Annotated in this window: 20 protein-coding genes, 1 other RNA gene and 1 riboswitch; of the genes, 2 read left to right on the plus strand and 19 right to left on the minus strand. The window is 56.6% G+C overall.

What is annotated here, in order from left to right; all coding sequences use genetic code 11:
- Positions 1-15 precede the first annotated feature (15 nt).
- The 7 genes from ACFER_RS06100 to ACFER_RS06130 form a co-directional block, all read right to left on the minus strand.
- Positions 16-1,047, minus strand: coding sequence for an aspartate-semialdehyde dehydrogenase (locus ACFER_RS06100; RefSeq protein WP_012938543.1), 1,032 nt, complete (start codon positions 1,045-1,047; stop codon positions 16-18).
- Positions 1,048-1,155: 108 nt separating this feature from the next.
- Positions 1,156-1,929 carry a 4-hydroxy-tetrahydrodipicolinate reductase gene (gene dapB / locus ACFER_RS06105; RefSeq protein WP_012938544.1) on the minus strand — a complete coding sequence of 258 codons (774 nt, stop codon included), beginning with the start codon at positions 1,927-1,929 and terminating at the stop codon, positions 1,156-1,158.
- A gap of 119 nt (positions 1,930-2,048) precedes the next feature.
- A riboswitch (Lysine riboswitch) is annotated at positions 2,049-2,210 on the minus strand.
- Positions 2,211-2,282: 72 nt separating this feature from the next.
- On the minus strand, positions 2,283-2,726 hold the full coding sequence (locus tag ACFER_RS06110) for a hypothetical protein (protein ID WP_012938545.1): 444 nt from the start codon (positions 2,724-2,726) through the stop codon (positions 2,283-2,285).
- Between the two features lie 9 nt (positions 2,727-2,735).
- Positions 2,736-3,188, minus strand: a complete 453-nt coding sequence (locus tag ACFER_RS06115; RefSeq protein WP_012938546.1) for a dCTP deaminase/dUTPase family protein — start codon at positions 3,186-3,188, stop codon at positions 2,736-2,738.
- Positions 3,169-3,660 carry a hypothetical protein gene (locus tag ACFER_RS06120; RefSeq protein WP_012938547.1) on the minus strand — a complete coding sequence of 164 codons (492 nt, stop codon included), beginning with the start codon at positions 3,658-3,660 and terminating at the stop codon, positions 3,169-3,171. Before ACFER_RS06120 ends, ACFER_RS06115 begins: the two co-directional genes overlap by 20 nt.
- 61 nt (positions 3,661-3,721) lie before the next feature.
- Positions 3,722-4,291 carry a thiamine phosphate synthase gene (locus ACFER_RS06125; protein WP_012938548.1) on the minus strand — a complete coding sequence of 190 codons (570 nt, stop codon included), beginning with the start codon at positions 4,289-4,291 and terminating at the stop codon, positions 3,722-3,724.
- A 175-nt stretch (positions 4,292-4,466) separates the two neighbouring features.
- Positions 4,467-4,841 carry a desulfoferrodoxin family protein gene (locus tag ACFER_RS06130; protein WP_012938549.1) on the minus strand — a complete coding sequence of 125 codons (375 nt, stop codon included), beginning with the start codon at positions 4,839-4,841 and terminating at the stop codon, positions 4,467-4,469.
- Positions 4,842-5,015: 174 nt separating this feature from the next.
- On the opposite strand from ACFER_RS06130, the gene ACFER_RS06135 reads away from it, so the two are divergent.
- Positions 5,016-5,297: a hypothetical protein gene (locus tag ACFER_RS06135; protein ID WP_012938550.1), complete on the plus strand. Its 282-nt coding sequence runs from the start codon at positions 5,016-5,018 to the stop codon at positions 5,295-5,297.
- A 26-nt stretch (positions 5,298-5,323) separates the two neighbouring features.
- Positions 5,324-5,672, plus strand: a transfer-messenger RNA (tmRNA) gene (ssrA, locus tag ACFER_RS11115).
- A gap of 406 nt (positions 5,673-6,078) precedes the next feature.
- Here the strand turns inward: ssrA and ACFER_RS06145 are convergent.
- The 12 genes from ACFER_RS06145 to ACFER_RS06200 all read right to left on the minus strand — a co-directional run bounded on the left by ACFER_RS06145 (position 6,079) and on the right by ACFER_RS06200 (position 23,798).
- Positions 6,079-8,487: a ribonucleoside triphosphate reductase gene (locus tag ACFER_RS06145; RefSeq protein WP_012938551.1), complete on the minus strand. Its 2,409-nt coding sequence runs from the start codon at positions 8,485-8,487 to the stop codon at positions 6,079-6,081.
- Between the two features lie 119 nt (positions 8,488-8,606).
- Entirely contained in the window at positions 8,607-9,317 is a 711-nt protein-coding gene (locus ACFER_RS06150; RefSeq protein ID WP_012938552.1) for an anaerobic ribonucleoside-triphosphate reductase activating protein, read from the minus strand.
- 197 nt (positions 9,318-9,514) lie between these two features.
- Positions 9,515-10,756, minus strand: coding sequence for a sodium/glutamate symporter (locus ACFER_RS06155; RefSeq protein WP_012938553.1), 1,242 nt, complete (start codon positions 10,754-10,756; stop codon positions 9,515-9,517).
- A gap of 309 nt (positions 10,757-11,065) precedes the next feature.
- Positions 11,066-11,926, minus strand: a complete 861-nt coding sequence (htpX, locus tag ACFER_RS06160) for a zinc metalloprotease HtpX (RefSeq protein ID WP_012938554.1) — start codon at positions 11,924-11,926, stop codon at positions 11,066-11,068.
- Between the two features lie 14 nt (positions 11,927-11,940).
- Complete coding sequence (gene xerD, locus ACFER_RS06165) at positions 11,941-12,846, minus strand: site-specific tyrosine recombinase XerD (protein ID WP_012938555.1); 906 nt, start codon at positions 12,844-12,846, stop codon at positions 11,941-11,943.
- Positions 12,821-13,090, minus strand: a complete 270-nt coding sequence (gene hfq, locus ACFER_RS06170) for an RNA chaperone Hfq (RefSeq protein ID WP_012938556.1) — start codon at positions 13,088-13,090, stop codon at positions 12,821-12,823. The genes xerD and hfq overlap by 26 nt, the downstream gene beginning before the upstream one ends.
- Before the next feature lie 92 nt (positions 13,091-13,182).
- Positions 13,183-14,133, minus strand: coding sequence for a tRNA (adenosine(37)-N6)-dimethylallyltransferase MiaA (gene miaA / locus ACFER_RS06175; RefSeq protein ID WP_012938557.1), 951 nt, complete (start codon positions 14,131-14,133; stop codon positions 13,183-13,185).
- On the minus strand, positions 14,130-14,924 hold the full coding sequence (locus ACFER_RS06180) for a class I SAM-dependent methyltransferase (RefSeq protein WP_012938558.1): 795 nt from the start codon (positions 14,922-14,924) through the stop codon (positions 14,130-14,132). Before ACFER_RS06180 ends, miaA begins: the two co-directional genes overlap by 4 nt.
- 18 nt (positions 14,925-14,942) lie before the next feature.
- Positions 14,943-16,931, minus strand: coding sequence for a DNA mismatch repair endonuclease MutL (mutL, locus tag ACFER_RS06185; RefSeq protein WP_012938559.1), 1,989 nt, complete (start codon positions 16,929-16,931; stop codon positions 14,943-14,945).
- Positions 16,931-19,540 carry a DNA mismatch repair protein MutS gene (gene mutS, locus ACFER_RS06190; protein ID WP_012938560.1) on the minus strand — a complete coding sequence of 870 codons (2,610 nt, stop codon included), beginning with the start codon at positions 19,538-19,540 and terminating at the stop codon, positions 16,931-16,933. Before mutS ends, mutL begins: the two co-directional genes overlap by 1 nt.
- A complete protein-coding gene (gene miaB / locus ACFER_RS06195; RefSeq protein ID WP_012938561.1) occupies positions 19,537-20,865 on the minus strand; it encodes a tRNA (N6-isopentenyl adenosine(37)-C2)-methylthiotransferase MiaB in 1,329 nt (442 codons plus the stop codon). The genes mutS and miaB overlap by 4 nt, the downstream gene beginning before the upstream one ends.
- A gap of 281 nt (positions 20,866-21,146) precedes the next feature.
- On the minus strand, positions 21,147-23,798 hold the full coding sequence (locus ACFER_RS06200; protein WP_012938562.1) for a DEAD/DEAH box helicase: 2,652 nt from the start codon (positions 23,796-23,798) through the stop codon (positions 21,147-21,149).

Below are 23,798 nucleotides of genomic sequence, written 5' to 3' on the forward strand. Positions count from 1 at the left end.
TCTAGGTTCTTGTTCTTACAGCCAGCCGTTCTTCACCATGGTTTCGGCAATCTGCAGGGTGTTCAGTGCGGCCCCTTTGCGGATCTGGTCGCCTACGCACCAGAAGTTGAAGCTGTTGGCGGCGGATTCGTCCCGTCTCAGACGGCCCACATACACATCGTTCTTGCCGGAGGTGTACAGGGGCATGGGATAGATCTGCCGGGAAGGATCATCCTGGAGCACCACGCCGGGGAAGCCGGCCAGGGCTTTGCGGATGTCTTCCAGTTCCACATCATGTTCCAGTTCCACGTTGACGGATTCACTGTGGCTCCGGTAAACGGGGACACGGACGGTGGTGGCAGTGATGCGCATTTCCGGATCGGAGAAGATTTTCTTGGTTTCGTTGACCATCTTCATTTCTTCCTTGGTGTACAGGTTGTCCAGGAAGATATCAATCTGGGGCACCAGATTCAGAGCCAGGGGGAAGTGTTTTTCAGCGCTGGCGCTGGGGAAGATCCTGGCGGTCATTTCTTCGCCCCGGGCAGCCTGTTTGATCTGGTTTTCCAGTTCGTCCAGCCCGTCTTTGCCGGCACCGGAAGCAGCCTGGTAGGTGGAAACGATGATCCGTTTGATCCGGGCCAGGTCATAGATGGGTTTCAGGGCCATTACCATGATGATGGTGGAGCAATTGGGGTTGGCAATGATCCCGTGATGTTTGGTGATATCCTGGGGGTTCACTTCAGGAACAATCAGAGGCACATCCGGATCCATCCGGTAGGTGCTGGAGTTGTCAATGACCACGGCACCAGCCTTTACGGCAATGGGTGCGAAGGTCTTGGAAATGCTGCCGCCGGCGAACAGGGCCACATCCACCCCGTTGAAGGAGTCAGCCTTGGCTTCTTCCACTTTATAGGTCTTGCCCCGTACGGTCAGTTCCTTGCCGGCGCTCCGGGCAGAAGCCAGCAGCTTCAGATTTTTGAAGGGGAAATCCCGTTCGTTCAGCAGATTGATGAATTCCTGTCCAACGGCGCCGGTGGCACCCAGAATTGCCAGATTGTATTCTTTCATTGCACTCGTCTCCTTTGTTTACATGAGGTAATGCCCAAAAAGGGGACCCATCCACCGTCCATGGGGACGGTCCCCTTCCCTTTCAGGAAAGGACTTCCTATGGAAGCCTTACTCCAGGATCTGATCCAGTCCGTACACCAGGCCCTTGCGTTTCACCATGGTCCGGCAGCCCAGCATGACCCCGGGCATGTAGCATTCCCGGCTCACCGGGTCGTTGCGCACCGTAAGGGTTTCGCCCATGCTGCCGAAGATGATTTCCTGGCTGGCCACGAACCCGGGCAGCCGTACGCTGTGGATCCGCATCCCTTCGTATTCGCTGCCTCTGGCATGGGGCAGTTTTTCCACTTCATCCGGATTGCCCTGCTGGACAAAGCCGCCCCGGACTTCCGCCAGTTTCTGGGCGGTAAGGATGGCCGTGCCGCTGGGAGCATCCAGCTTTTTGTCATGATGCATTTCGATGATTTCCACCTGGGGGAAGTATTTGGCCACTTCTGCAGCGATTTTCATCATCAGGACAGCCCCCATGGCGAAGTTGGGGCAAACCAGGATACCCACGCCGTTCTTTTCCGCCAGGCCTTTCAGTTCCTCCAGATTTTCCTGGGTGAAGCCGGTGGTGCCCACTACGGCGTTGACCCCGGCGTTCAGGATGATCCGCAGGTTGTCCATGACCACATCGGGCCGGGTAAAATCCACCACCACATCGGGCTTGCAGGTTTCCAGGGCCCGGACCAGGTCCGTATCCACCGGGCAGCCTTCCACGGTTTTGTCCTTGCCGAACTTGTCCACAGCACCCACCAGTTCCATATCTTTCTGCTGCAGGACCGTTTGTACCACTGTGTGCCCCATTCTGCCCAGGGCACCGTTTACCAACACTTTGATCATACCAAGCATCTCTCCTTTGTGCATTCCTTTGGGAGACAAAAAAACAGGTCATGGAGGCGAGCCCAATGACCTGCAAGAAAAGAAGCCGCTCCTGCCATGGCAGGGGACTTGTTTCCGTTCCCATTGATAGCTCTCCACCCAAAGGCGACAGTCTGCAGATTGTTCACCTGCATCCCAGCATAAGCGCGCACCCGCAGCTTTGCTTCGGCGGTTCCCCTTTCGTTCCCTTCGTCGGTGTCCCTCTGAGAATTACTGATGTTTTCCGCGCCTCTATCTTTTGTTCAGTTATGGTTACAGTATAGGAGTTTCCGGCTGGCTTGTCAACCTTTATTCTCCCACAAAGTGGATTTTTTTCAGTCCCGGAGGTCCTTCCGCAGTTCCGCCTGGACGCGGCTGAAGAAATTTGTCAAATCCTTTACAAACTGCCGGGAATACACCGTGCTGTCAATGGTACTCCGTTTGGCGAAAATGACCTTTTGCTGGGCCAGGGACTGACCTTCATAGCTGCGGAGGGCTTCCACCATTTCTTCATAGGTGGCCCCGTAGCTGTAATCCGGGGTGGCTTCCATCTGTCTGCCCAGGGCCAGATAGAATTCGTTCCAGTCCTCCTGGGTCAGATCCTTTTTCAGGGCCGCCATGCAGCCCCGGATCAGATGGGCCTTCAGGTAGATGTATTCCCGCAGGGCCGTTTCCCGCTGTTCCGGGAACAGCTTGAACCATTCATACAGCTGATAGCCGCCCCAGTCTCCCATGGTGTCTACCAGGCTGATCATTTTCTTCCATTTGTTTTCCGTCATATCAGTGCCTCATTTCGTGGTGCTGCCGAAGCCGCCGCTCCGTTCCTGTTTGGGTGCTTTGCCGTCGTCATCGGCCAGCAGATAGGTGTAGAAAATCCCCTGGGCCACCCGTTCCCCCTTTTCCAGGGTCACGTCCTGATCGGTATCGTTGGCCAGGGCCAGCAGCAGATGGCCTTCGTTGTCCGGATTGTTGTAGTAATCCGCATCCACGATGCCCTCGTTGTTCACCAGCCGCAGGTGACGCTTCACCGCCATGCTGGACCGGATATGGATGCCCAGGTATTCATTGTCCTGCATATAGGCCTTTACCCCGGTGGGGACCATTTTCTGGCCGTGGGCCGGGATGGTCACCGTTTCCGGCAGGTAGATGTCGTACCCGGCGCTCCGGGCGGTCTGCCGGCTGGGCAGGGGGAAATCCATTTCTTTATAGGAAGAGATTTTTTCAAAACCGCGGATTTTCATGTTTCACAGACTCCTTTTTGTGCTCCATTTTCCAGGCCTGGATTTCTTTTTCCAAGGCGTCCACAAAGGTCCGCTGGGGAATGGGGCTGAAATTTTCCTTGATCTTTTTCTTTTCCAGGATCTTCCCGTTCCGGGTCAGCACCTGGATCTGGTTGATCCGGTAGGTATGGCCGGCCTCGTCGATTTCCACATCCATGATGCATTCTTTGGCCGAATCCGTCTCTTTCAGCTTTTTGGCGTACAGATGGTCCAGCAGCCGGATGAACGAGGGATTCTTCAGCACCGCCCGGGCCGTAGCCTGGGTCAGGGACGGGGTCTTGGGTTCCTGTTTGAACGAGGCCAGATCCGTATAATAGGTTCCGGATTTGTTTTCGCCCAACAGGCTCCATTCAGTGGGTTTGGCCGCCAGAGCATCCCCGCAGCCCCAAAGGACAAAGCAGGAAAACACCAGGGCCAGCAGTTGTTTTTTCATGGGCCCACTCCTTCTCAGTTTGTTTATCTTTCCATATTATAGGATACGTGGTTGTCAGCGGTCAACAGTCAACCGTCTTCCACCACCCCATCATCACCGCTCCGGCGGCGCCGGCTTTTTCCAGTTCCGGGATTTTTTCCGGTGTCACCCCTCCCAGAGCATAGACGGGAACGGGACTTTGGGCGCACACCTGCCGGAGGGCTTCCAGGCCCCGGGGCGGCAGCCCCGGCTTGCATTGGGTGGGATACACATGGCTGAAGGTGCAGCAATCCGCCCCCAGCCGGGCCGCTTCCTGCACTTCGTCCAGACTGTGGCAGGAGGCCCCCACCCTCCCCGGGAAACCTTGCCGCCACCCGGCAGGCAGCTCCCGGAGCACCGGCATGGGCAGCTGGATCCCATCCGGCCGGAGTTCCACCGCCGCCTCCAGGAATGTGTGGAACCAGCAGGGCACCCCTGCCCGGCGGCATTTTTCCAGCACCTGCCGGCCCAGGGCCAGGTATTCCTCCAGAGAAAGGTCTTTTTCCCGGAGGATCACCCCCGCCGGGCGCAGGGCCAGGATCCGGTCCAGCTGTTCCAGAAACGGCAGGGCATACAAATGCCGGTTGGTGATGCAGTACAGGGGAAAAGACATGGGAAAAGGCCTCCTTGGGTGGTTTTGGTTTGATTATAGCACAAACGGGCCTGCTGTGGGGCAGGCCCGTTTCAAGTGGGTAAGTGGGTAAGTGGGTAGGTGATTAAGTGGTTAGGTGGTTAGGTGGTTAGGTGGTTAAGTGATTAGGTGGTTGGGTGATCAGGTGACAACCAATTTATTTCTTCCACAGCCCGTGCAGGTTGCAGTAAGCATAGGCGGCTTCCACTTCGTCCCCATCCACCAGGGCGAATACGGCCTTGGGCGCATCTCCCGGTTTCAGTTCTTTTCTCTGGTTCCCCTGTTTGGTGTGCAGGGAGATCCATTCGATATAGTGTTCCGGCTGCATGGGATGGAGCACGGAACCTACGGTTACGGTTACAATACTGCCATTTACTTCCACAACGGGCACATGTTTTTCCTGGGCGGCATCGGTGGTGTTGGGCACCAGTTCATCCATCTTCTGGCCGCAGCACATCACCGGCACCCCGGTTTCCTTGACAACAGCGATGATCTTGCCGCAATGGGCACATTTGTAGAATTTTTGTTCCATGGATTTTCTCCTCCTTGTTCTTCCAAAACACGACTGCCGTGTTCCGACAATCTTTTCTGACAACTCCATGATACCATAAAAATCCCGGGAAAGAAAGAGGATAATGTGATATAATAGGTAACAAATAATAATTCTCTAACTAAATATTTGTTTGACTACAGAAAGGAGGCCCCCATGGGATTCTTCACGAAAAAGATTACTGTTTTCAAGGAAAAAGGCTGCAAAGCCCGCTGGCAGGCAGCCAGGGATGCCCTGAAAACCGCTGGCATCCCCTATTCCTCCACTTCGCTCCCCAGCGAAGCCCCCACCTGCGGCTGCGGCGCCAAACTGGATATCCGGGATTTCGGACCCCGGGGAAAAATCGACCGGGATATGTACTACATCGACGTGGCGGAAAAAGAAGCGGGCCGGGCCCGGGAAGTGCTGGCTTCCCTTGACGGAAATACCACCCCATGATAAAATACAATGTACACACTATACCCGGGGATGTACCGGTTTCGACGGGGGTAGATGGTGTGCGATAAGCGAGCTGGGATCCCGCCAACCCCATAAAACGGTGGAAACGCGTTATAAACGCAGACGATTCTTACGCTTTAGCAGCTTAAATTGCTAACGTCTTTCCTCTTCATTCCTGCTGAAGAAGAATAGACGACACTTGCAGGATACCTGCCTGCCAATTCTCGGAGGCTGACAGGGAAACTCATCGAGATAGCACGTTCCTTGGCCCGTCTGCAGGCAAAGGGGCTGCGAAACAAAATATGCAGTCTGCGCTCGGAGAAGTTCGCATGGCAATGCTTTCGGACAGGGGTTCGACTCCCCTCATCTCCACCAACGCTTATTACGGGAACGGGTTAGCGTCTCATACTGTTAAAGACCTTGTAAACATGCGGGTTTTGGGGTTTTTAAAACAGTCTGGACGTTTCACACCGTTCCTTTTTTCATGCCTGTTTTGCCAACTTTTTGCCAACTTTTCGAAAATCAGCAGGGCAAAATTTGCCAACTTTTTTTAAGTCTGGAAAGCCGCTCCCCGTCTGGGGTTGCGGCCTCCCTTGGTGCGGCCCCTACGGCGCTGGGAGCAAAGTTCTGTGCTGTTTGCGGGCCGCCCGGCGTGCGGCCCCTACGGACCCGCAATGGGGCTGTCGGGACCGCCGTCCCGCTCTGCACTCTCCACCATTTTCCCATAAAAAAAAAGAGCTGTGAAAAAATGATCTCTCATTTTTTCACAGCTCCTTTTTTCTTACATCCCCTGCTGCCGGATGAAGGCCCGGATGGGGCCGAATCCTACGATTTTGTTCAGGGTGTCTCCCTGGTTGACCAGCAGGGTGGGTGCGCTTTGCACCTGGTATTTCTCCGCCAGTTCCGGATGCTCTTCGGCGAAGATTTCCGTAAAGGCGGCGCCGTGTTTTTCCAGTTCTCTAACGGCCATTTTGCAGTTGGGGCAGGTATGGGTCCCGAACAGGATCCATCCTTTGTCCCCTCCGGTGCTGGCCACCTGTCTGGCTTCGGTGGGAGCGGTCTTCACGGAGGGTTTCCGGAACACCGGCCGTTCAGCCGGCGCTTCTTCTTTCTTCAGATGGGACTGGCCCAGGTCGTAGACTTTCCGGTCCTTGAATTCCTGGATCTTCCCGTCGTTCCAGTTCTGGACCGGCCGGTAATAGCCGGTGATCCGGCTGTAGACTTCGGTCTTTTTGCCGCAGTAAGGGCAGGTGTACTGTTCCCCGCTCAGGTACCCGTGTTCCCGGCAGATGCTGTAGGTGGGAGACAGGGTGAAGTACGGCAGCTTGTAGTTGCTGGCAATCTTCCGTACCAGGCCGGCGGCAGAGTTCCAGTCCGGCAGCTTTTCGCCCAGGAAGGCATGGAATACGGTGCCGGAGGTGTACAGGGTCTGAAGATCGTCTTCCATATCCAGGGCGGTGAACAGGTCTTCGGTATACCCCACCGGCAGATGGGAGGAGTTGGTGTAGTACGGGGTACCGTGTTCGTTGGCGGTGATGATGTCCGGATACTGTTCCTTGTCGTGCTTGGCCAGCCGGTAGGTGGTGGATTCCGCCGGGGTGGCTTCCAGGTTGTACAGGTCTCCGTACTGTTCCTGGTAATCCTTCAGCCGTTCCCGCATGTGGGTCAGCACTTCTTTGGTGAAGGCCAGGGTTTCCGGGTGGGTCAGATCTTTCCGGAGCCAGTTGGCGTTGAGCCCCACTTCGTTCATGCCAATGAGCCCGATGGTGCTGAAATGGTTCTTGAAGGTTCCCAGGTACCGCTTGGTATAGGGATAGAGCCCCGCATCCAGCAGCTTGGTGATTACGGTCCGCTTGGTTTTCAGGCTCCGGGCGGCAATGTCCATCATATGGTCCAGACGGTCATAGAAGTCCTTTTTATCCCTGGCCAGGTAGGCAATCCGGGGCATGTTGATGGTGACCACCCCCACGGACCCGGTGGATTCCCCGGACCCGAAGAAGCCCCCGGATTTTTTCCGCAGTTCCCGGAGATCCAGACGCAGCCGGCAGCACATGCTCCGGACGTCACTGGGTTTCATGTCGGAATTGATGTAGTTGGAGAAATACGGGGTACCGTATTTGGCGGTCATTTCAAAGAGCAGCCGGTTGTTTTCCGTTTCGCTCCAGTCGAAATCCCTGGTGATGGAATAGGTGGGAATGGGATACTGGAAGCCTCTCCCGTTGGCGTCCCCTTCGATCATGTTTTCGATGAAGGCCTTGTTCACCATATCCATTTCTTTTTTGCAGTCCCCATAGGTGAAGTCCTGCTCCTTGCCCCCCACAATGGCGGGCACGTCCTTCAAATCGTCCGGGCAGGTCCAGTCCAGGGTGATGTTGGAGAAAGGCGCCTGGGTGCCCCACCGGCTGGGGGTATTCACCCCGTAGATGAAGGACTGGACGCACTGTTTCACTTCCTTGTAGCTCAGGTTGTCCTTTTTCACAAAGGGTGCCAGATAGGTATCAAAGGAAGAGAAAGCCTGGGCCCCGGCCCATTCGTTCTGCATGATGCCCAGGAAGTTCACCATCTGGTTGCACAGGGTGGAAAGATGGCTGGCGGGAGAAGAAGTGATTTTCCCGGGAATGCCCCCCAGCCCTTCCTGGATCAGCTGTTTCAGGCTCCAGCCGGCGCAGTAGCCGGTGAGCATGCTCAGATCATGGATGTGCATGGCGGCGCTTTTGTGGGCGTCGGCCACTTCCTTGTCATAGATTTCGTTCAGCCAGTAGTTGGCGGTGATGGCCCCGCTGTTGGACAGGATCAGGCCCCCTACGGAATAGGTGACGGTGGAGTTTTCCTTTACCCGCCAGTCATTCACATGGAGGTAGTTGTCCACCAGGTCCTTGTAGTTCAGCAGGGAGGAATTCACGTTCCGGATCTGTTCCCGCTGTTTCCGGTACAGGATATAGGCTTTTGCCACATCGGCATAGCCGGAATCGGACAGGACTTTTTCCACACTGTCCTGGATGCTTTCCACACTGATGCGGTCGTCTTTGATTTTGGGATCGAAGTCAGCAGTCACCTGCAGAGCCAGCATGTTGATGATGCTGGGATGATAGTTTTTATGAAGTGCTTCGAATGCTTTGGTAATGGCGCTGCTGATCTTGGTCACGTCAAAATCAACGATCTGGCCATCGCGTTTTACCACGGAATACATGGCTCCATTCCCTCTTTCTCTCAAAATTGTTGCTCCAAAAGGCTCTTTCATTGTAGTCCGGAAACCGGTGAATGTCAATATCTAGTGGTTCTATACAACGTTGTATACCAAATATAGTGTTATACACCCCGTAACCGGACAGTGTCCGCTATGGGTTCCAGCAAGGCTCCATACTGCTCCAGGGCTTTTTTATCCGGAGCCGTGAACCCGGCAAAGGGAACGGTATCCCGGTCTTTGAAAGCCTGGAGATAAAAGGCCGGGATCTTTTTCCCGTTTTTCCCAGTGAGCGGCAGCAGATAATCCCGGATTTGTTCGAACGACTGTTTGCTGTGGAGCTGTTCCACAACGGTTGTACGAAGCTCAAAGGGAACTGTCCCTGAAAGGAGCGCTTCCAGGCTCCGGGTGACGGCGGCCAGGGGGGATTCCCCCACCCCTGTGGTAAGGGCATAGTGTTCCGGATCGTTTTTCCAGTCCATGGCCACGTAATCCACCAGACGGGCGTCCAGGATCTTTTCCAGCCGGTCCGGGAAGCAGCCGTTGGTATCCAGTTTCACCAGCAGGCCCTTTTCCTTCAGCCGGGCCAGGAAGGGAACCAGATCGGACTGGAGACAGGGTTCTCCTCCGCTGATCACCACTCCGTCCAGGATGCCCTTCCGGACGTCCAGATAGGCCATCACTTCCTCCATATCCTGGGAGGGCATTTCGCCTTCCAGGAGCTCGCTGTTGTGGCAGTAGGGGCACCGGAGATTGCATCCCCCGGTAAACAGGGTGCAGGCCACTTTCCCCGGGTAATCCACCAGGGATACTTTCTGCCAGCCGGCAATGTGCATGTTTCTCCCTCCCCTCCTGACAAATCGGTATCATTATATCACGGCTGAAAAAATATAAAAGACTTGACAAAAACGTGTGTTCATGGAACGCAAGGCGGGATGCGGGTTTGGGAAATTTTCTCAGATATGCGAAAAGAGGACCCTCTGGAGCAGGATCCTCTTTGTGTGATTGGATATTCTGTTGACTATCCTTGCGCTTACAGCCCCATGGCCATTTGCATGGTATGTGCAATGTCCAGGAACTTACTGATGATGATGGCGTTGGTGATGTTGCTCAGGAACCCACCGATAACCGGTACCACGAAGAAGGCCAGTTTGGAGTAACGGTACTTCTTGCATACGGCCGTCATAGTTACCATGGATACGGGCACGGCACCCAGGCCGAAGCCGGTATGACCAACGGCGATGACTGCTGCATCGTAGTTCTTGCCCATTCCGAAGAAATCCACGAAATAGGAGTAGAAGATGATGAAAATGGCCTGGGCCATGCAGAGGATGAACAGCTGGAGGCCCATGCCGGCCAGGGTCCACAGTTTCATGGAAATGATGGACATGGACACGAACAGACCCAGGGAGAAGTCCCCAACGGTATCGATGCCTTCATACAGGGCCGTATGATCTGCGCCCTTCTTGGCGTCGAAGAACAGACGGATCAGGATGCCGGCAAACATGCAGCATACGTGGATCGGGAAGGAGATGTGCAGGGCTTTCAGCACGGTGAACACGGCACCGCCAACCCCCAGGGCGAAGCACATCAGGTACATGGCCTGGACCACATCCCCTTTGTGCATCAGGTTGCCCATGGTGGACTTCCCGGATTCTTCTTCCATTTCACCCTTCCCATCCAGAGCAGGATCTTCCAGGTGATGTCTCCGGACAATGAACCGGCCAAAAGGCCCGCCGATGATGGCGCCGGAGATCAGACCAAAGGTGGCTGCAGCGATGGCGGCTTCCATGGCATTGCTCTGGCCGAACTGTACGGCGATGGGAGCAAAGGCTGCGGCGTTGCCGTGGCCCCCGGTCATGGGAATGGAACCGGTCATCATGGACAGCAGAGGCGGAACCTTCAGTACAGAGCCCAGGCCCAGGGCGATACCGTTCTGAAGAGCGGCCAGGACGGCAGCGGAAATGCAGAACAGCACAACGTATTTGCCGCCGGTTTTCAGCAGGCTCAGGCTGGCTGCCGCACCGCTGGCGGCAAAGAAGATGCAGTAGAACAGGCTGTTGGCTACCTTGTAGTCAAATTGCAGTTCGCAGATGCCCGCGTTGTAAAGCAATAAACTGATAATGGCAAAAATCGTACCGCCGACAACTGCACCAGGCAGGCAGTACTTCTTCAGGAACGGGAATTTGGCTCTCAGCCAGTCACCGAACCAGATGGAAAGTACACCCAATGCCAATGTGTGGAACATGGATAATTTAATAATCATCCTCTCCATTTTTGAAACCCCCTCTAAATAAAAAATAATGAAACCATGCAGCGCGTCAGCCGGCTCCAGCCCGGCTGACCTTCGTTACTGGAATATTGTAGCACAATAAAGTCACAAATTCAAGGGAATAGTCTGAATATTAATAACTATAACCGTTATCTTATTTGTTACACAATGAAGATTGTGCCTATACAGAATACATTGCCCTGCAGGATGGTATAAATAAGGCATCCTATATGGCAGATCGTGGACATTGTAACGATTCATAAAAAAAGGGGGGGTTGCACAGGACGTGCAACACCCCCCCTTTTTTCCCCCTTACACCACCGGGTCGATCATGCCCCGGCTGCGCATTTCCTGGGCCTCCTGGCGCAGGCGTTCGATCCGCTTTTCGGTAGGCGGATGGGTACTGAAAATGGCCTGGGCATCTTTGGCAGAGAACGGAGAAATGATGAACATATGGGCCGTGGCTTCCGTGGCCCGGGGCATGGTCCGGGTACGGGCATACCCTTCGATCTTTTCCAGGGCGTCTGCCAGGGCATCCGGGTCCCCGCTGAGCTGGCCGCCGGTGAAATCGGCCATGTATTCCCGGGTACGGGAAATGGCCAGCTGGATCACCGCCGCGGCCAAAGGCGTCAGCACCAGCATCAGGATCCCGGCCAACGGATTGTTCCGCCGGTCATCCCGGTCCCCGCCGAACCAGAAGGCGAACCGGGCCATGACGGAAATGATCCCGGCCATGCCGGCGGCAATGGTGCTGATCAGGATATCATTGTGCTTCACATGGCTCATTTCGTGGCCCAGCACCCCGGCCACTTCCCGGGGCGTGAGCATCTCCATAAGCCCTGTGGTGACACAGACCGCCGCATGTTCCGGATTCCGTCCGGTGGCAAAGGCATTGGGCAGCGCCGTATCCACCACATACACCCGGGGCATGGGCAGCTGGGCCCGCCGGGCCAGGCTCTGCACAATGCCGTACAGCTGAGGAGCGCTCCCGGCGTCCACCGGCCGTGCATCGTACTGGGCAATGACCAGTTTGTCACTGTACCAGTACAGCAATACATTGGAAATCAGAGAAAAGGCCAGCATCACGGTCATACCGCTGCTGCCTCCGATATAGTCCCCGATGACCAGCAGAAGTGCCGTCATCAGGCCCATCAACAGTGTGGTTTTCAGCATAATCATTCACCTCCCTAGGCTCTGGGATGGGTTTTGTCAAAGACTTTCTTCAGACGGTTGTTGGTGAGATGGGTATAGATCTGGGTGGTGGAAATGTCCGCATGGCCCAGCAGTTCCTGGACCGTCCGGAGATCCGCCCCGTTGTCCAGCATGTGGGTGGCAAAGGAATGGCGCAGGATATGAGGCGTAAGCGGTTTCTGGAGCCCCGCCTTCACCCCGTAGGCACGGATGATCTGCCAGAACCGCTGCCGGGTCATGCCGGTACCCCGGATGGTCAGAAACAGGCTGTCGTCATCCTTCCCGTTCTTCACGAACAGGGGCCGCACCTGGGCCAGGTACTTCTTCAGATACTGGATGGCATACTGGCCCAGCGGGATCAGCCGTTCCTTGGCCCCTTTGCCGTAAGCGATCACATACCGGGTCTCCAGGTTCACGCTGGCCCGTTTCAGGCTCAGCAGTTCCGATACCCGCATGCCGGTGGCGTACATCACTTCCAGCATGGTCCGGTCCCGGAACCCTTCCGGCTGGGTCAGGTCGGGAGCGGAAAACAGCTGTTTCACTTCCTCCAGGCTCATGACCTTGGGCAGCACCACTCCCCGGGTGCCGGCTTCCACCACTTCGGAGGGATCTTCCTCCAGGAAGCCTTCCGCCGTCATGAACCGGAAGAAGGCCTTGAGGGCCGCCAGCTTCCGGGAAGCAGAGGTGGGAGCATACTGGTGCACCTTCAGCATCCGCATGTATGCCAGGATGTCTTCCCGTTTCACATCCTCCAGGGGCTTTTTGATCCAGCCGGCAAACAGACGGAGATCCCGGCCATAGGATTCCCGGGTGTTGTAGGCCAGCCCCAGTTCCACCGTCAGATATTCCAAAAACAGATTGATTTCTTTTTCCAGATTATTTCGCAGTGACACCCTGATCATTCCCTTTTTTCAGCACTAGAATTGCCTCGTTTTCCAAGGGAGCGATGGTGGAGATGGCATGTTTGTAGATCAGCTGCTGCTTCCCTTCACATTCCATGATGACGGTGAAGTTGTCGAAGCCCCAGACCCGTCCCCGGACCTGGAAGCCGTTGAGGAGATACACCACAATGGTCTTTTTTTCGCTGCGTACTCTGTTCAGGAAACTGTCCTGCAGATTCAGAGGTTTGTTGGTTCCTGTTGTCATCATATTTCCTTCTCTCTGTTGGGATTTTGGTACGGAGTCTGCCTTGCAGCATCCGCCTTGAGCCTCAGTGGCCGGATGGGCCGCTTCATGCCTCAGGAGTCCTGTTGCGGGATAAACTTTTTTTCAGCCAGGGAATCCAGCATGGCCGCGACGCACTTCCGGTAGTCCGGAGGATCGTCCAGCTGGAACCACTGGATATAGGGCATCTTCTTGTACCAGGTGATCTGCCGTTTGGCAAAGTTCCGGGTCGCCTGCTTCAGTTTGGCGATGGCTTCTTCCTTTGTCCACTCACCATGGAAATACTGCAGCACCTGCCGGTAGCCGATGCTCTTCATGGACTGGGCCGTTTCCGGCACCCCCATGGCAATCAGCTTCCGGGTCTCTGCAAAAAGGCCCTGTTCCACCATCAGATCAACCCGCCGGTTGATCCGCTCATACAAAGAATCTCGAGGCATTGTCAAACCGAAAACGACCGCGTGGTAGGGACTTTCCGCAGCCTTGGCCGCAGACACGGATTCCCCGCCCCGGATGGTTTCGATTGCCCTTATTATACGCCTTCTGTCGTTAATCTTCAATTCACCGGCCTTCACCGGATCCAGGGCCGCCAGTCTGTCATGAAGGGCCTGGTTCCCTTCCCGGTCGGCGAACTCTTCCAGCTGCCGGCGCAGGGCTGCGGATTCGTCCACGTGGGAAAAATCATAGGCTTCCAGCAGGGCCTTCACATACAGGCCGGTTCCCCCCACCAGGATGGGGATCTTCCCCCGGCTGTTGATTTCCCGGATCAGCCGGTCCGCCTGCTGCTGGAAATCCACCACGGAAAATTTGGCGTCCGGCTCCAGGATATCCACCAGATGGTGGGGCACCAGGGCCAGTTCCTCCGCCGTGGGTTTGGCAGTGGCAATATCCATGTGGCGGAACACCAGCATGGAATCTCCGGAGATGATCTCCCCGCCCAGCTTCCGGGCCAGGGCGATGCCGCAGTGGCTTTTGCCGGTGGCAGTGGGACCGATGATGGCGATGACTCTGGGTTTCTCTTCCCTCACTGGTCTCCCTCCTCCCGCCGGATGATGCCGTACCGGAGCTTGCTGTATTTGCCTCCCTGGATTTCCCGGGCCCCCAGGCTCCGGAGCAGGTCTTCGTCCCGTTCCTTCACCACCACCCGGGGCGCCAGGCGCAGGGCTTCCCGGATCATGGAAGGATCCAGGGGCTTGTGGTAGGAAGCCGGCCGCAGGGGTTGCATGCTGGCGGAATTCCCCACCGGTTTCCGGAACATGGGGTCGAAATAGACCACATCGAAGGAATCCGCCGGGAACGTGGGCAGCAGTTCTTCCGCTTTGCCCAGCCGGGGCTGGATCCGCCGGAGGCTGGCGGTAATGTCCGGGTCGTCGATGGCATACGTTTTGAGCCCCTGGGATACGGCCCAGTACAGCACCGGCGACGCTTCCAGGCCCACCACTTTGCCCTCGGGTCCCACCAGGAAAGAGGCCACCACCGCATCCGCCGCCAGGCCCAGGGTACAGTCCAGCACCCGCATGCCGGTCCGGAAGCCGCAGGCCTGGGCCAGATGGTCACTGCCTCCCCGCTTCAGGTTCCGGATCCGGGGCACCCCCATGGAAGGGTGGTATTTCAGGATCCCTTCTTCCGTATAGACCTGGGGCCCCTGGTGGGTGGCCACCAGCACCGCTTTCAGGCCTTTTTCCCGGAGCAGCTGGTCCAGGGTGCCGTGGATGGGCCGGGGGATATAGGGCAGATCCAGGGTACAGGCCCAGCTTCTGGCTTCGTTGTACAGTTCGGTGCCGCATTTGCGGATGGCCGTTACGCCATAGATGGACATGAATGGATCGCTCCTTTCTCAGGTTCGTTTGAACATATGGTACAGTTCGTCACTGGTCAGCTGGATCATGCAGGGCCGGCCATGGGGGCAGGTAAAGGGATGCTCGGTGTTCAGCAGTTCCAGGATCAGCTGGCGCATCTGCCGGATGTTCAGCACTTCCCCGGCCCGGATGGCACTGTGGCAGGCGGCGTAATGGAGCACGCTTTCCCGCAGGTCGCTGGCCTTGATCTTTTTGTTTTCCGACAGCAGCTTCAGGATGTCTTCGATGAAGCCCTCCGCCTGGCTGCTTTCCACATCCGCCGGCAGGGCGGACACCCGGAGGGAAGTCTCCCCGGCAGGTTCCACATCCACCCCCAGCTGCAGGAATTCCTCCCGGTATTCCTCGATCAGGTCCACATCGGGCCGGGTCACGTTGAGGAACAGGGGGATCAGCAGCTGCTGGGAAGGGATCTCCTGCTGCTGGCGGATGAATTTGTCGTACATGATCCGCTCGTGGGCGGCATGCTGGTCGATGAGATACAGGGCGGTTTCCGACTGGGCGATGATGAACACCCGGTCCACCTGGCCCAGGGGCCAGATCAGATCCACCCCGCTGGAAAGGGCCCCGTCCCGGGCTTCTTCCGTCAGGGCTTCGTCACTGGCCGGGGCTGCCGTGCCGTCTGGAGCCGGTCCCCCGTCCTCTTCCAGAGGGATCCCGGCTCCCTCCCCTGCCCCTTCGGCCCCGGGGACCGGGTCTTCCCGACGCTGGGCTGCAAAGAATTTCTCCGTGGTCTCTTCCGAAATGGCATCGGGCACCTTCCATACCGGCTGGCCGTAGCTCCCGGAAGGACTGGAGGCATAGCTCCGGCCAAAGGCGCTGGTCCGGGGCTGGTATCCCCGGTCCCCGCCCTGGAACAAAGGCTTCTCTTCCGGGGCCGGTCCCCGGTTCTGTCCGGATCCCGCAGCCGCCGGTTCCCTTTTCCGGAACCCCGGCTGGGCCAGGGCCACGGTGCCGTCCCCTTCGGATTTCCCGGCCATGGGCTGGGTCAGTGCCTGGCAGAGGCCATGGTACACCGCCCGGTATACGGCACTTTCGTCCCCGAATTTGATCTCGCTTTTCTGGGGATGGACATTGATGTCGATGAGATGGGTATCGATGCCGATGTTCAGCACCGCAAAAGGGAACCCGGCTTTGGGGATCTGGGACTGGTAGGCGTGGTCGATGGCCTTGCTCACCATCCGGTTGTTGATGCACCGGCCGTTTACAAACAGGGTCTGCCACTGGCGGGTGCCTTTCAGCAGGGTGGGACGGCTGATGAACCCTTTCAGGGTGATGCCGTCCTGGGCATAATCCACCGTCAGCAGTTCCCGGGTCACTTCCTTCCCGTACAGGGAGGCAATGGTATCCACCAGGTCCCCGCTGCCCGGGGTATTGATCACTTCCTTGTCGTCCCGGGTGAGCACCAGGTGCACATCGGGCCGGGACAAGGCGATCTTGGACAGGATATCGCTGATGTAGCGGCCTTCGGTGTTCACCGTCCGGAGGAACTTCCGCCGGGCGGGCACGTTGTAGAACAGGTCCTTCACCGTAATGGTGGTGCCCACATCCCCGCCCATGGATTCCACGTCCATGTCCTCTCCCCCGTCCAGGGTGATCCGGGTGGCGAATTCCGCCCCGGCTTCCCGGGTGAGCAGGGTAAAGTGGGAGACGGACGCGATGCTGGGCAGGGCCTCTCCCCGGAACCCCAGGGTATGGAGGGTCAGCAGGTCGTCCGCTTTCACGATCTTGCTGGTGGCATGGCGCAGGATGGCCATCCGGGCGTTGGCTTCATCCATGCCGGATCCGTTGTCCCGGACCCGGATGAACTCCGTTCCCCCGGCAAAAATGCTCACTTCGATGGTATCGGCGCCGGCATCCAGAGAATTCTCCACCAGTTCCTTCACCACGGAAGCGGGTTTTTCCACCACTTCCCCGGCGGCGATCTGGTTGGAGGTGTTCTGGTCCAGCAGCTGCACTTTGGCACTCATCAGCTGCGGCCTCCTTCCCGTTTGGCTTCTTCCTGGAGCTTGTACAGGGTGTTCAGGGCTTCCAGGGGCGTCATGGTCATCACATCCAGGTTCCGGAGCGTATCCCCGATCACATCCCCGAAGAGGCTGGGCTGGAGGTCTTCTTCTTTGGGGGCCTCCGGCTTCTGGGGAACCGGTGCCGCCGGCTGCCCGGTTGTGCCCTGGGCGGTGTACTGGGCCAGCAGTTCGTCAGCCCGTTTCACCACTTTTTCCGGCAGTCCCGCCAGCCGGGCCACATGGATCCCGTAGCTCTTGTCGGTGCCCCCGGGGACGATCCGCCGGAGGAACACCACTTCTTTGCCCTTTTCCTTCACCGCCACAGAATAGTTCTTGATCCCCGGATCCAGCTGTTCCAGTTCGATCAGTTCGTGGTAGTGAGTGGCAAACAGGGTCTTGGCCCTGATTTTGTCATTGATGAATTCCACCACCGCCCGGGCGATGCTCATGCCGTCGTAGGTGCTGGTACCCCGGCCCACTTCGTCCAGGATGATCAGGCTGCGGCTGGTGGCATATTTCAGGATGTTGGCCACTTCGTTCATTTCCACCATGAAGGTGCTCTGGCCGGTGGCCAGGTCGTCGCTGGCCCCCACCCGGGTGAAGATCCGGTCCACGGGACACACGTCCGCTTCCCGGGCCGGGATGAAGCTGCCCATCTGGGTCATGAGGGTCAAAAGGGCCACCTGGCGCATGTAGGTGGATTTCCCGGCCATGTTGGGGCCGGTGAGGATGATCAGCCGTTCATCAGTATTGTTCAGGTGCACATCGTTGGGCACGAACAGTTCCCGTTCCAGGAGTTTTTCCACCACCGGGTGCCGGCCGTCTTTGATGAGGATTTCCTGCCGGTCGTTCAGCCGGGGGCACACATAGCTGCCCTTGAAGGCTGCCATGGCCAGGGAATAGAGCACATCCAGCACCCCCAGGGCCCGGGCGGTTTCCTGGACTTCCACCAGATGCTGCCGGATATCCTGGCGGATTTCGTTGAACAGGTAGTATTCCAGCTGCTGGATCTTTTCCCTGGCGCTGAGGATCTTGTTTTCAAACTCCTTCAGTTCCGGCACGATGTACCGTTCCCCGTTCACCAGGGTCTGTTTCCGGATGAAGGTATCCGGCACCTGGGACACCTGACCCCTGGACACTTCGATGTAGTAGCCGAAGACCTTGTTGTATCCCACCTTCAGGTTCTTGATGCCGGTCTGGTCCTTGATCTTCTGTTCGAAGTGCAGCATCCACTGGTTGTTGTTTTCCGCAATGTCGTGGACTTCGTCCAGTTCGGCGTTGAAGCCTTTCCGGATCATGCCCCCGTCCCGGACGGTGAAAGGCGGATCGTCCACAATGCCCCGTTCCAGTTCGTCCAGCAGGTCCTCATGGAGGCTGATCCGGCCGTCCAGGGTATGGAGCAACCCCTGGGGCACCTGGTCCAGCAGGCTCTTCACCTGGGGCAGGGCCCGGAGGGCGGTCCGGAGGGCGGCCAGGTCCCGGGCGTTGGCGGAACCCACTTCAATCCGGGACAGGATCCGTTCCAGGTCGGTGATTTCACTGAGGGCATCCCCCAGGTCCGTACGGAACCGGGCGTTGTCCACCATCCAGCCGATGGCCTGCTGGCGGAGCCGGATCCGGGCGGTATCCAGGAGGGGTGCTTCCACCCACTGGCGCAGCTGCCGGGCCCCCATGGCGGTGCGGGTGTAATCCAGCACATCCAGCAGGGTGCCGTGGCGGGTGCCGTCCTTCATGTTCTTCACCAGTTCCAGGTTCCGGATGGCGGTGGCATCCAGGTTCATCACCGCGTCCGTAGTGATTTCCCGGAGCCGGTTGATCTGGGCCAGATCGCTTTTCACGTTTTCATGGATATACTGGAGCATGTGCTCCACGGTGCCCCGGACCAGGGGCAGCTTCCCGGCGGGACAGTCACTTCCGAAATGCCGGGTGAAGTAATCCAGGCCGGGCACCGGGTCGTACTGGTTCACCATGCAGTCCGGCAGTTTCTGGACCATTTTGTCCAGCAGGCCGCCGAAAGCCTCGGAGGATTCCGTCAGCACCAGTTCCGCCGGCTGGATCCGGTACAGCTGGTCCAGCACCGCTTCTTCCCGGTCCTTCCCCCGAGCCGTGTACCAGGCACATTCCCCGGTGGACACATCGGCGTAGGCCAGGCACAGGGTGTCCTCCTGCTGTTCCAGGCAGGCCAGGTACTGGTTGTGGTTCTCTTCCAGCACCGCGTCGCTGAGCACCGTGCCCGGGGTCAGGATCTTGGTCACCTGGCGCTTCACGATGCCCACGGCTTTTTTCGGATCTTCCATCTGGTCGCAGATGGCGATTTTGTACCCTTTCCGGATCAGCTTGGCCAGATACCCGTCCACCGAATGGAAGGGCACCCCGCACATGGGCATGGAACTGGAAGCACCGGCCTTTCCTCCGGCCCGTTTGGTCAGGGTCAGGTTCAGTTCCCGGGAAGCGGTAAGGGCGTCTTCATTGAACAGTTCGTAGAAATCCCCCAGTCGGAAGAACAGCAGCTCGTCCTTGTGCTGTTCCTTGATTTCCAGATACTGCTGGAGCATGGGTGTAAGGGCGGTCATAAGGCAGCACGACCTTTAAGGAGCCAGGTCTGGGCGGTTTCGATGGTTACCGGGACCAGGTCTCCCGGGTTGAAGAACCGTTCTCCCACCGGCCACAGCACCAGTTTGTTCCCATCGGTGCGGCCGCTCCACATTTTGCTGTTGTTGTGGCTGAGCCCTTCCACCATCACCGGCAGGGTCCGTCCCACCAGTTTCTGGTTGTGCTTCAGGCTGTGCCGGTTCTGGAGTTCCATGAGCCGGTTCAGCCGGTCTTTCTTCACCGCTTCCGGCACCTGGGCTTCCATGGCGGCCGCCGGAGTCCCGGACCGCTTGGAATAGATGAAGGTGTAGGCCGCGTCATAGCTTACCCGATCGAACAGGCTGAGGGTTTCCTGGAAATCCTCTTCTGTTTCTCCGGGGAACCCCACGATAATGTCCGTGGTGAGCACCGCTTCGGGCACGTATTTCCGGATGGTGTCCACCAGGTGCAGGTAGGATTCCCGGGTATACCCCCGGTTCATGGCCTGCATGATCCGGGTGCTGCCGCTCTGGACGGGAATGTGGAAATGTTTGCACACATGTTTGCTTTCCGCCACGGTGCGGATCAGTTCCTCGCTCATGTCACGGGGATGGCTGGTCATGTAGCGGACCCGTTCCACCCCGGGGATGGCGTCCACCTGGCGGAGCAGGGCGGCAAAGGCATCCTTGTCCCCCCGGTCCTTGCCGTAGGAGTTCACGTTCTGGCCCAGCAGGGTGAATTCCCGGTACCCCTGGTCCACGGCTTTGCGGATTTCCTCACAGATGGCTTCGGCGCTGCGGCTCCGCTCCCGGCCCCGGACATAGGGGACGATGCAGTAGGTGCAGAAATTGTTGCAGCCGTACATAATGGGCACCCAGGCCGCATAGCTGCTCTTCCGGACGAAATGGCCCTCGAATTCCCGGGGCATCACCGTCAGGTCGTTGAACATGCCGGATTTCCGCTGGGTCTGGTGCAGGTAGTCCTGGAGGATGGCACTGAAGTTGTTCACATGGGCGGTGCCGATCAGCAGGTCCACCTGGGGATATTTCTTCAGGAAATCCTCCCCGTCCTTCTGGGCCATGCAGCCGGTGACGCACAGCACCTTGGAGGGATCCTCCCGTTTCACCTGCTTCATTTCGCCGATTTTCCCCAGGATCTTCTTTTCCGCGCTTTCCCGGACGCAGCAGGTGTTGATCAGGATCACGTCGGCATCGTGATAATCCTCCGTATAGTGGTAGCCCAGGTCAGAAAGCTGCCCGGCATAATGTTCTGAATCGCTTTCGTTCATCTGACAGCCGTAATTCAGAATGGTGTAATGCTTGGTCATTGGTGTTTGTTTCCCTTCTATTGTAATAATTGCACAGGATGGCAGTAAAAAGTCTCAATAGTTAATTATACGATGAACGGCAAAAAAAAGGAAGGGGGTGCCCCGTCCGGCTGCCCCCCGTTGGTGTGGTAAGTGATTAAGTGGTTAAGTGGTTAGGTGGTTAAGTGGTTAAGTGGTTAGGTGGTTAAGTGGTTAAGTGGTTAGGTGGTTAGGTGGTTCATCGTTTAAGACCTCCTTAATACCATAATTTTCCCCATATCTGCCAGAAAACAAACGTTGTCTTACATCCCAGCCAGCAACTGGCTGAATTCATCCAGGGTATAACTTCCTTCTCCTGGAATTTTTTTCTTGTCGAACACCATATAATACCGGTAATTGCTCCCTGCCAGGTTCTTCCACTTGGTTCCCAGCTGAAGCTTTTTCTGGCTGTCCGAACCGTCCAGGTAATCCCCTTTGGTTTCAATCATTAAAATCCGGCCGTTTTTCAGTTGTACGATGAAATCCGGGTAATGATTGATGAAGCCATTGATTTTAAACCCTTTCCGATCGATGTTCCGATGCCACCACAGGACCTTGTCGCTGCAGGCAATCACTTCGTTCAGCATCCGCATTTCAAAAGAATCCAGATCCTTCTTTTCTCCTTCATACAAAGAATTGGGAATGGAGGTAATGGCTTCTGCCGGTGTAATGATGGCCGGAAATGCATAGGACGGTTCACAGGTAATCTTTCCCGTTTCCAGCCAGTCCTGGAATTTCTGGATCCGATACTTCTCTGTCAGGCTTTTCAATTTATCCTGAATCCGGCTGGCATAAGATGGAATGGACGTTTCCATCTGCTGCAGTTCATCTTCTGTCATGTTGTGGATGACACGCTTCACATATTCCTGCACTTCACTGGTTACATACTGGTTGTTTTTGTTGATGTGCCGGGTCAGGATTTCCGCACATTGAGCAATCCGTTTCTCCGGTGCGATTTTTTCCAGATACTTGCGGATTTCTTCCTGGTCCGAAAGGTTGACCTTCCTGTATTTGGGCACAGCTTCTCCCTTCTGCTGCACATCCACCTGGTACATTTCTCCGGTGGAAAGCTGGAAACTAATCTGGGCATCCTGCCCTGTAAGAGAAAAACCGTCTGTCAGGCTCTCCGGCGTCAACAGTGTTTTTTCTCCCCCGAAAAGGTCCGCTTCCGTCCGCAGGAAAAATTGGGGAATCCGAAGCTGTTCCGCCTGGGTCCGGAACTCTGCCATCATTGGATACTGGTTCTGCATGGCGCCCAATTCGCCTCCCATCAGTCCCTGTTCTTCCTGTTTTTTCGTTTCATCCTGATACTGCTGCCCCTGTTTTACAGCCTGGGCCATCATTTCCCCTACCGTCGAATCCAAAGGCGGTCTGCCTGATTCGTTCGGCTGATTCAGCTCTCGCTGTACGGCCTCCGAATCAATATCATCATATTCTTCAGCCGGAGTTTCTTCTTTTCCTTCTTCTTGAGATTCCGGCTGATGAGGAAAAAGACTGCTTTCCTGGGCCTGGGACTGGGCTGGCTGGAATTCAGGCATTTCTCCATCTCCCACCCGGTAATCTTTCCGGCTGAAGCCAGCGTCATTCAGCCCTTTGACAATGCTTTCCAGGACTCCTTGGAATTCTTTGGAACTGGTAAGCACAAAGGACATGTTCAAGAGGCTTTTTCCATACTGACGGGCATAAGGCTGGCGCAGGATCCGTCCTACAATCTGTTCCACATCCACCTTGGACGTTTTATTGGCCAGAGAAGCCAGGATATAGGCAAAGGGACAGTCCCACCCTTCCTTCAGGGCATTGACCGTAATGATGTAGCGGATGGGGCACTGGGGACTCATCAGATCCACCTGCTTCAAATCATCCACATCGGCGGTCTTGATGGCAATTTGTTCTTCCGGAATCCCGATTTTCAGCAGCAGTTCCCGAACCTTCGTAAACGTGGTGCTGTCTTCTTTCACTTTGGGCTGGGCCTGGAACAGGACAATGGGCCGGATGTACGGTCCTCCATTTTGTTCCAGGGCTTTGGCCTGAGATTCCAGGATGCCTCGAAACTGGATGGCGTCCTGGAGCACACTTTGCCGATTGTTCCGGTTGAACACCATCACCGGCAGCTTCACCATATTTTCTTTTTTTAGTTCCCGGGCATCCACATAGGACACCACATTGCTGCTGGCCCGAGGAGTAGCCGTCAGTTCCAGAATAAAAGAGGGATTCAGGTTCTCCAGCATTTCTTCACTGAGTTTGGAGGTGGCATTGTGGCTTTCATCCACAACGGCCACCGGATGCAGGGACCGGAGAACCTGGATCAGGGCCGTATCCGGGGTATTTTCCAGCAGATAATCCGTTCCCCTGGCGTATCCCAGAAAGGGCATCAGATTCCCATTTTCCTGGAACACCTTCCGGTCTTCCTTTTTCTTGGAATTGATCCGCAGAGAGGCGTAGCTCATGACACACACGGACAGCTGGTCCCGGACCGTATCAGGAGAAAAATTCTGGGCATTCAGCAGGGCATCTTTGGTGTACACCATCACTTTTCCGCCAAAATCCCGGTCCAGCTGATGACGGTAGGGATGATGGGGATTGGAAAGATTCTGTATGGTCTGGCTCAGAATGGAATCCGAAGGCACCAGCCACACCACGGCCCGGTTCTGAGCCAGGGGCATGTGATCAAAAATCGGTTTCACCGCACAACAGGCCATAAAGGTTTTACCCCCGCCAGTAGGGACTTTCATGCACACATGGGGCACCCCAGGAATCCGCTCCCGGTACGGAGGCACGCCTCCTTTGCCCACCTTGATGTCCTTGGACTGCCAGAACGCCTTCCAGCCTTTTTTGATATCGTTCTGGGCATTCACCGCGTCCATAAACAGGGACAGATCCTGGAGCACGTTTTTCTGATAATTTTTCAGTTCCAT

It is taken from the genome of Acidaminococcus fermentans DSM 20731 (assembly GCF_000025305.1).
Taxonomy (GTDB): Bacteria; Bacillota; Negativicutes; order Acidaminococcales; family Acidaminococcaceae; genus Acidaminococcus; species Acidaminococcus fermentans.

Coding starts and splice junctions, on each gene's coding strand:
- ACFER_RS06100 (WP_012938543.1), bottom strand. CDS start 1,047: ATGAAAGAATACAATCTGGCAATTCTGGGTGCCACCGGCGCCGTTGGA.
- dapB (WP_012938544.1), bottom strand. CDS start 1,929: ATGATCAAAGTGTTGGTAAACGGTGCCCTGGGCAGAATGGGGCACACA.
- ACFER_RS06110 (WP_012938545.1), bottom strand. CDS start 2,726: ATGACGGAAAACAAATGGAAGAAAATGATCAGCCTGGTAGACACCATG.
- ACFER_RS06115 (WP_012938546.1), bottom strand. CDS start 3,188: ATGAAAATCCGCGGTTTTGAAAAAATCTCTTCCTATAAAGAAATGGAT.
- ACFER_RS06120 (WP_012938547.1), bottom strand. CDS start 3,660: ATGAAAAAACAACTGCTGGCCCTGGTGTTTTCCTGCTTTGTCCTTTGG.
- ACFER_RS06125 (WP_012938548.1), bottom strand. CDS start 4,291: ATGTCTTTTCCCCTGTACTGCATCACCAACCGGCATTTGTATGCCCTG.
- ACFER_RS06130 (WP_012938549.1), bottom strand. CDS start 4,841: ATGGAACAAAAATTCTACAAATGTGCCCATTGCGGCAAGATCATCGCT.
- ACFER_RS06135 (WP_012938550.1), top strand. CDS start 5,016: ATGGGATTCTTCACGAAAAAGATTACTGTTTTCAAGGAAAAAGGCTGC.
- ACFER_RS06145 (WP_012938551.1), bottom strand. CDS start 8,487: ATGTATTCCGTGGTAAAACGCGATGGCCAGATCGTTGATTTTGACGTG.
- ACFER_RS06150 (WP_012938552.1), bottom strand. CDS start 9,317: ATGCACATTGCCGGCTGGCAGAAAGTATCCCTGGTGGATTACCCGGGG.
- ACFER_RS06155 (WP_012938553.1), bottom strand. CDS start 10,756: ATGGAGAGGATGATTATTAAATTATCCATGTTCCACACATTGGCATTG.
- htpX (WP_012938554.1), bottom strand. CDS start 11,926: ATGCTGAAAACCACACTGTTGATGGGCCTGATGACGGCACTTCTGCTG.
- xerD (WP_012938555.1), bottom strand. CDS start 12,846: ATGATCAGGGTGTCACTGCGAAATAATCTGGAAAAAGAAATCAATCTG.
- hfq (WP_012938556.1), bottom strand. CDS start 13,090: ATGACAACAGGAACCAACAAACCTCTGAATCTGCAGGACAGTTTCCTG.
- ACFER_RS06180 (WP_012938558.1), bottom strand. CDS start 14,924: ATGTCCATCTATGGCGTAACGGCCATCCGCAAATGCGGCACCGAACTG.
- mutL (WP_012938559.1), bottom strand. CDS start 16,931: ATGAGTGCCAAAGTGCAGCTGCTGGACCAGAACACCTCCAACCAGATC.
- mutS (WP_012938560.1), bottom strand. CDS start 19,540: ATGACCGCCCTTACACCCATGCTCCAGCAGTATCTGGAAATCAAGGAA.
- miaB (WP_012938561.1), bottom strand. CDS start 20,865: ATGACCAAGCATTACACCATTCTGAATTACGGCTGTCAGATGAACGAA.
- ACFER_RS06200 (WP_012938562.1), bottom strand. CDS start 23,798: ATGGAACTGAAAAATTATCAGAAAAACGTGCTCCAGGATCTGTCCCTG.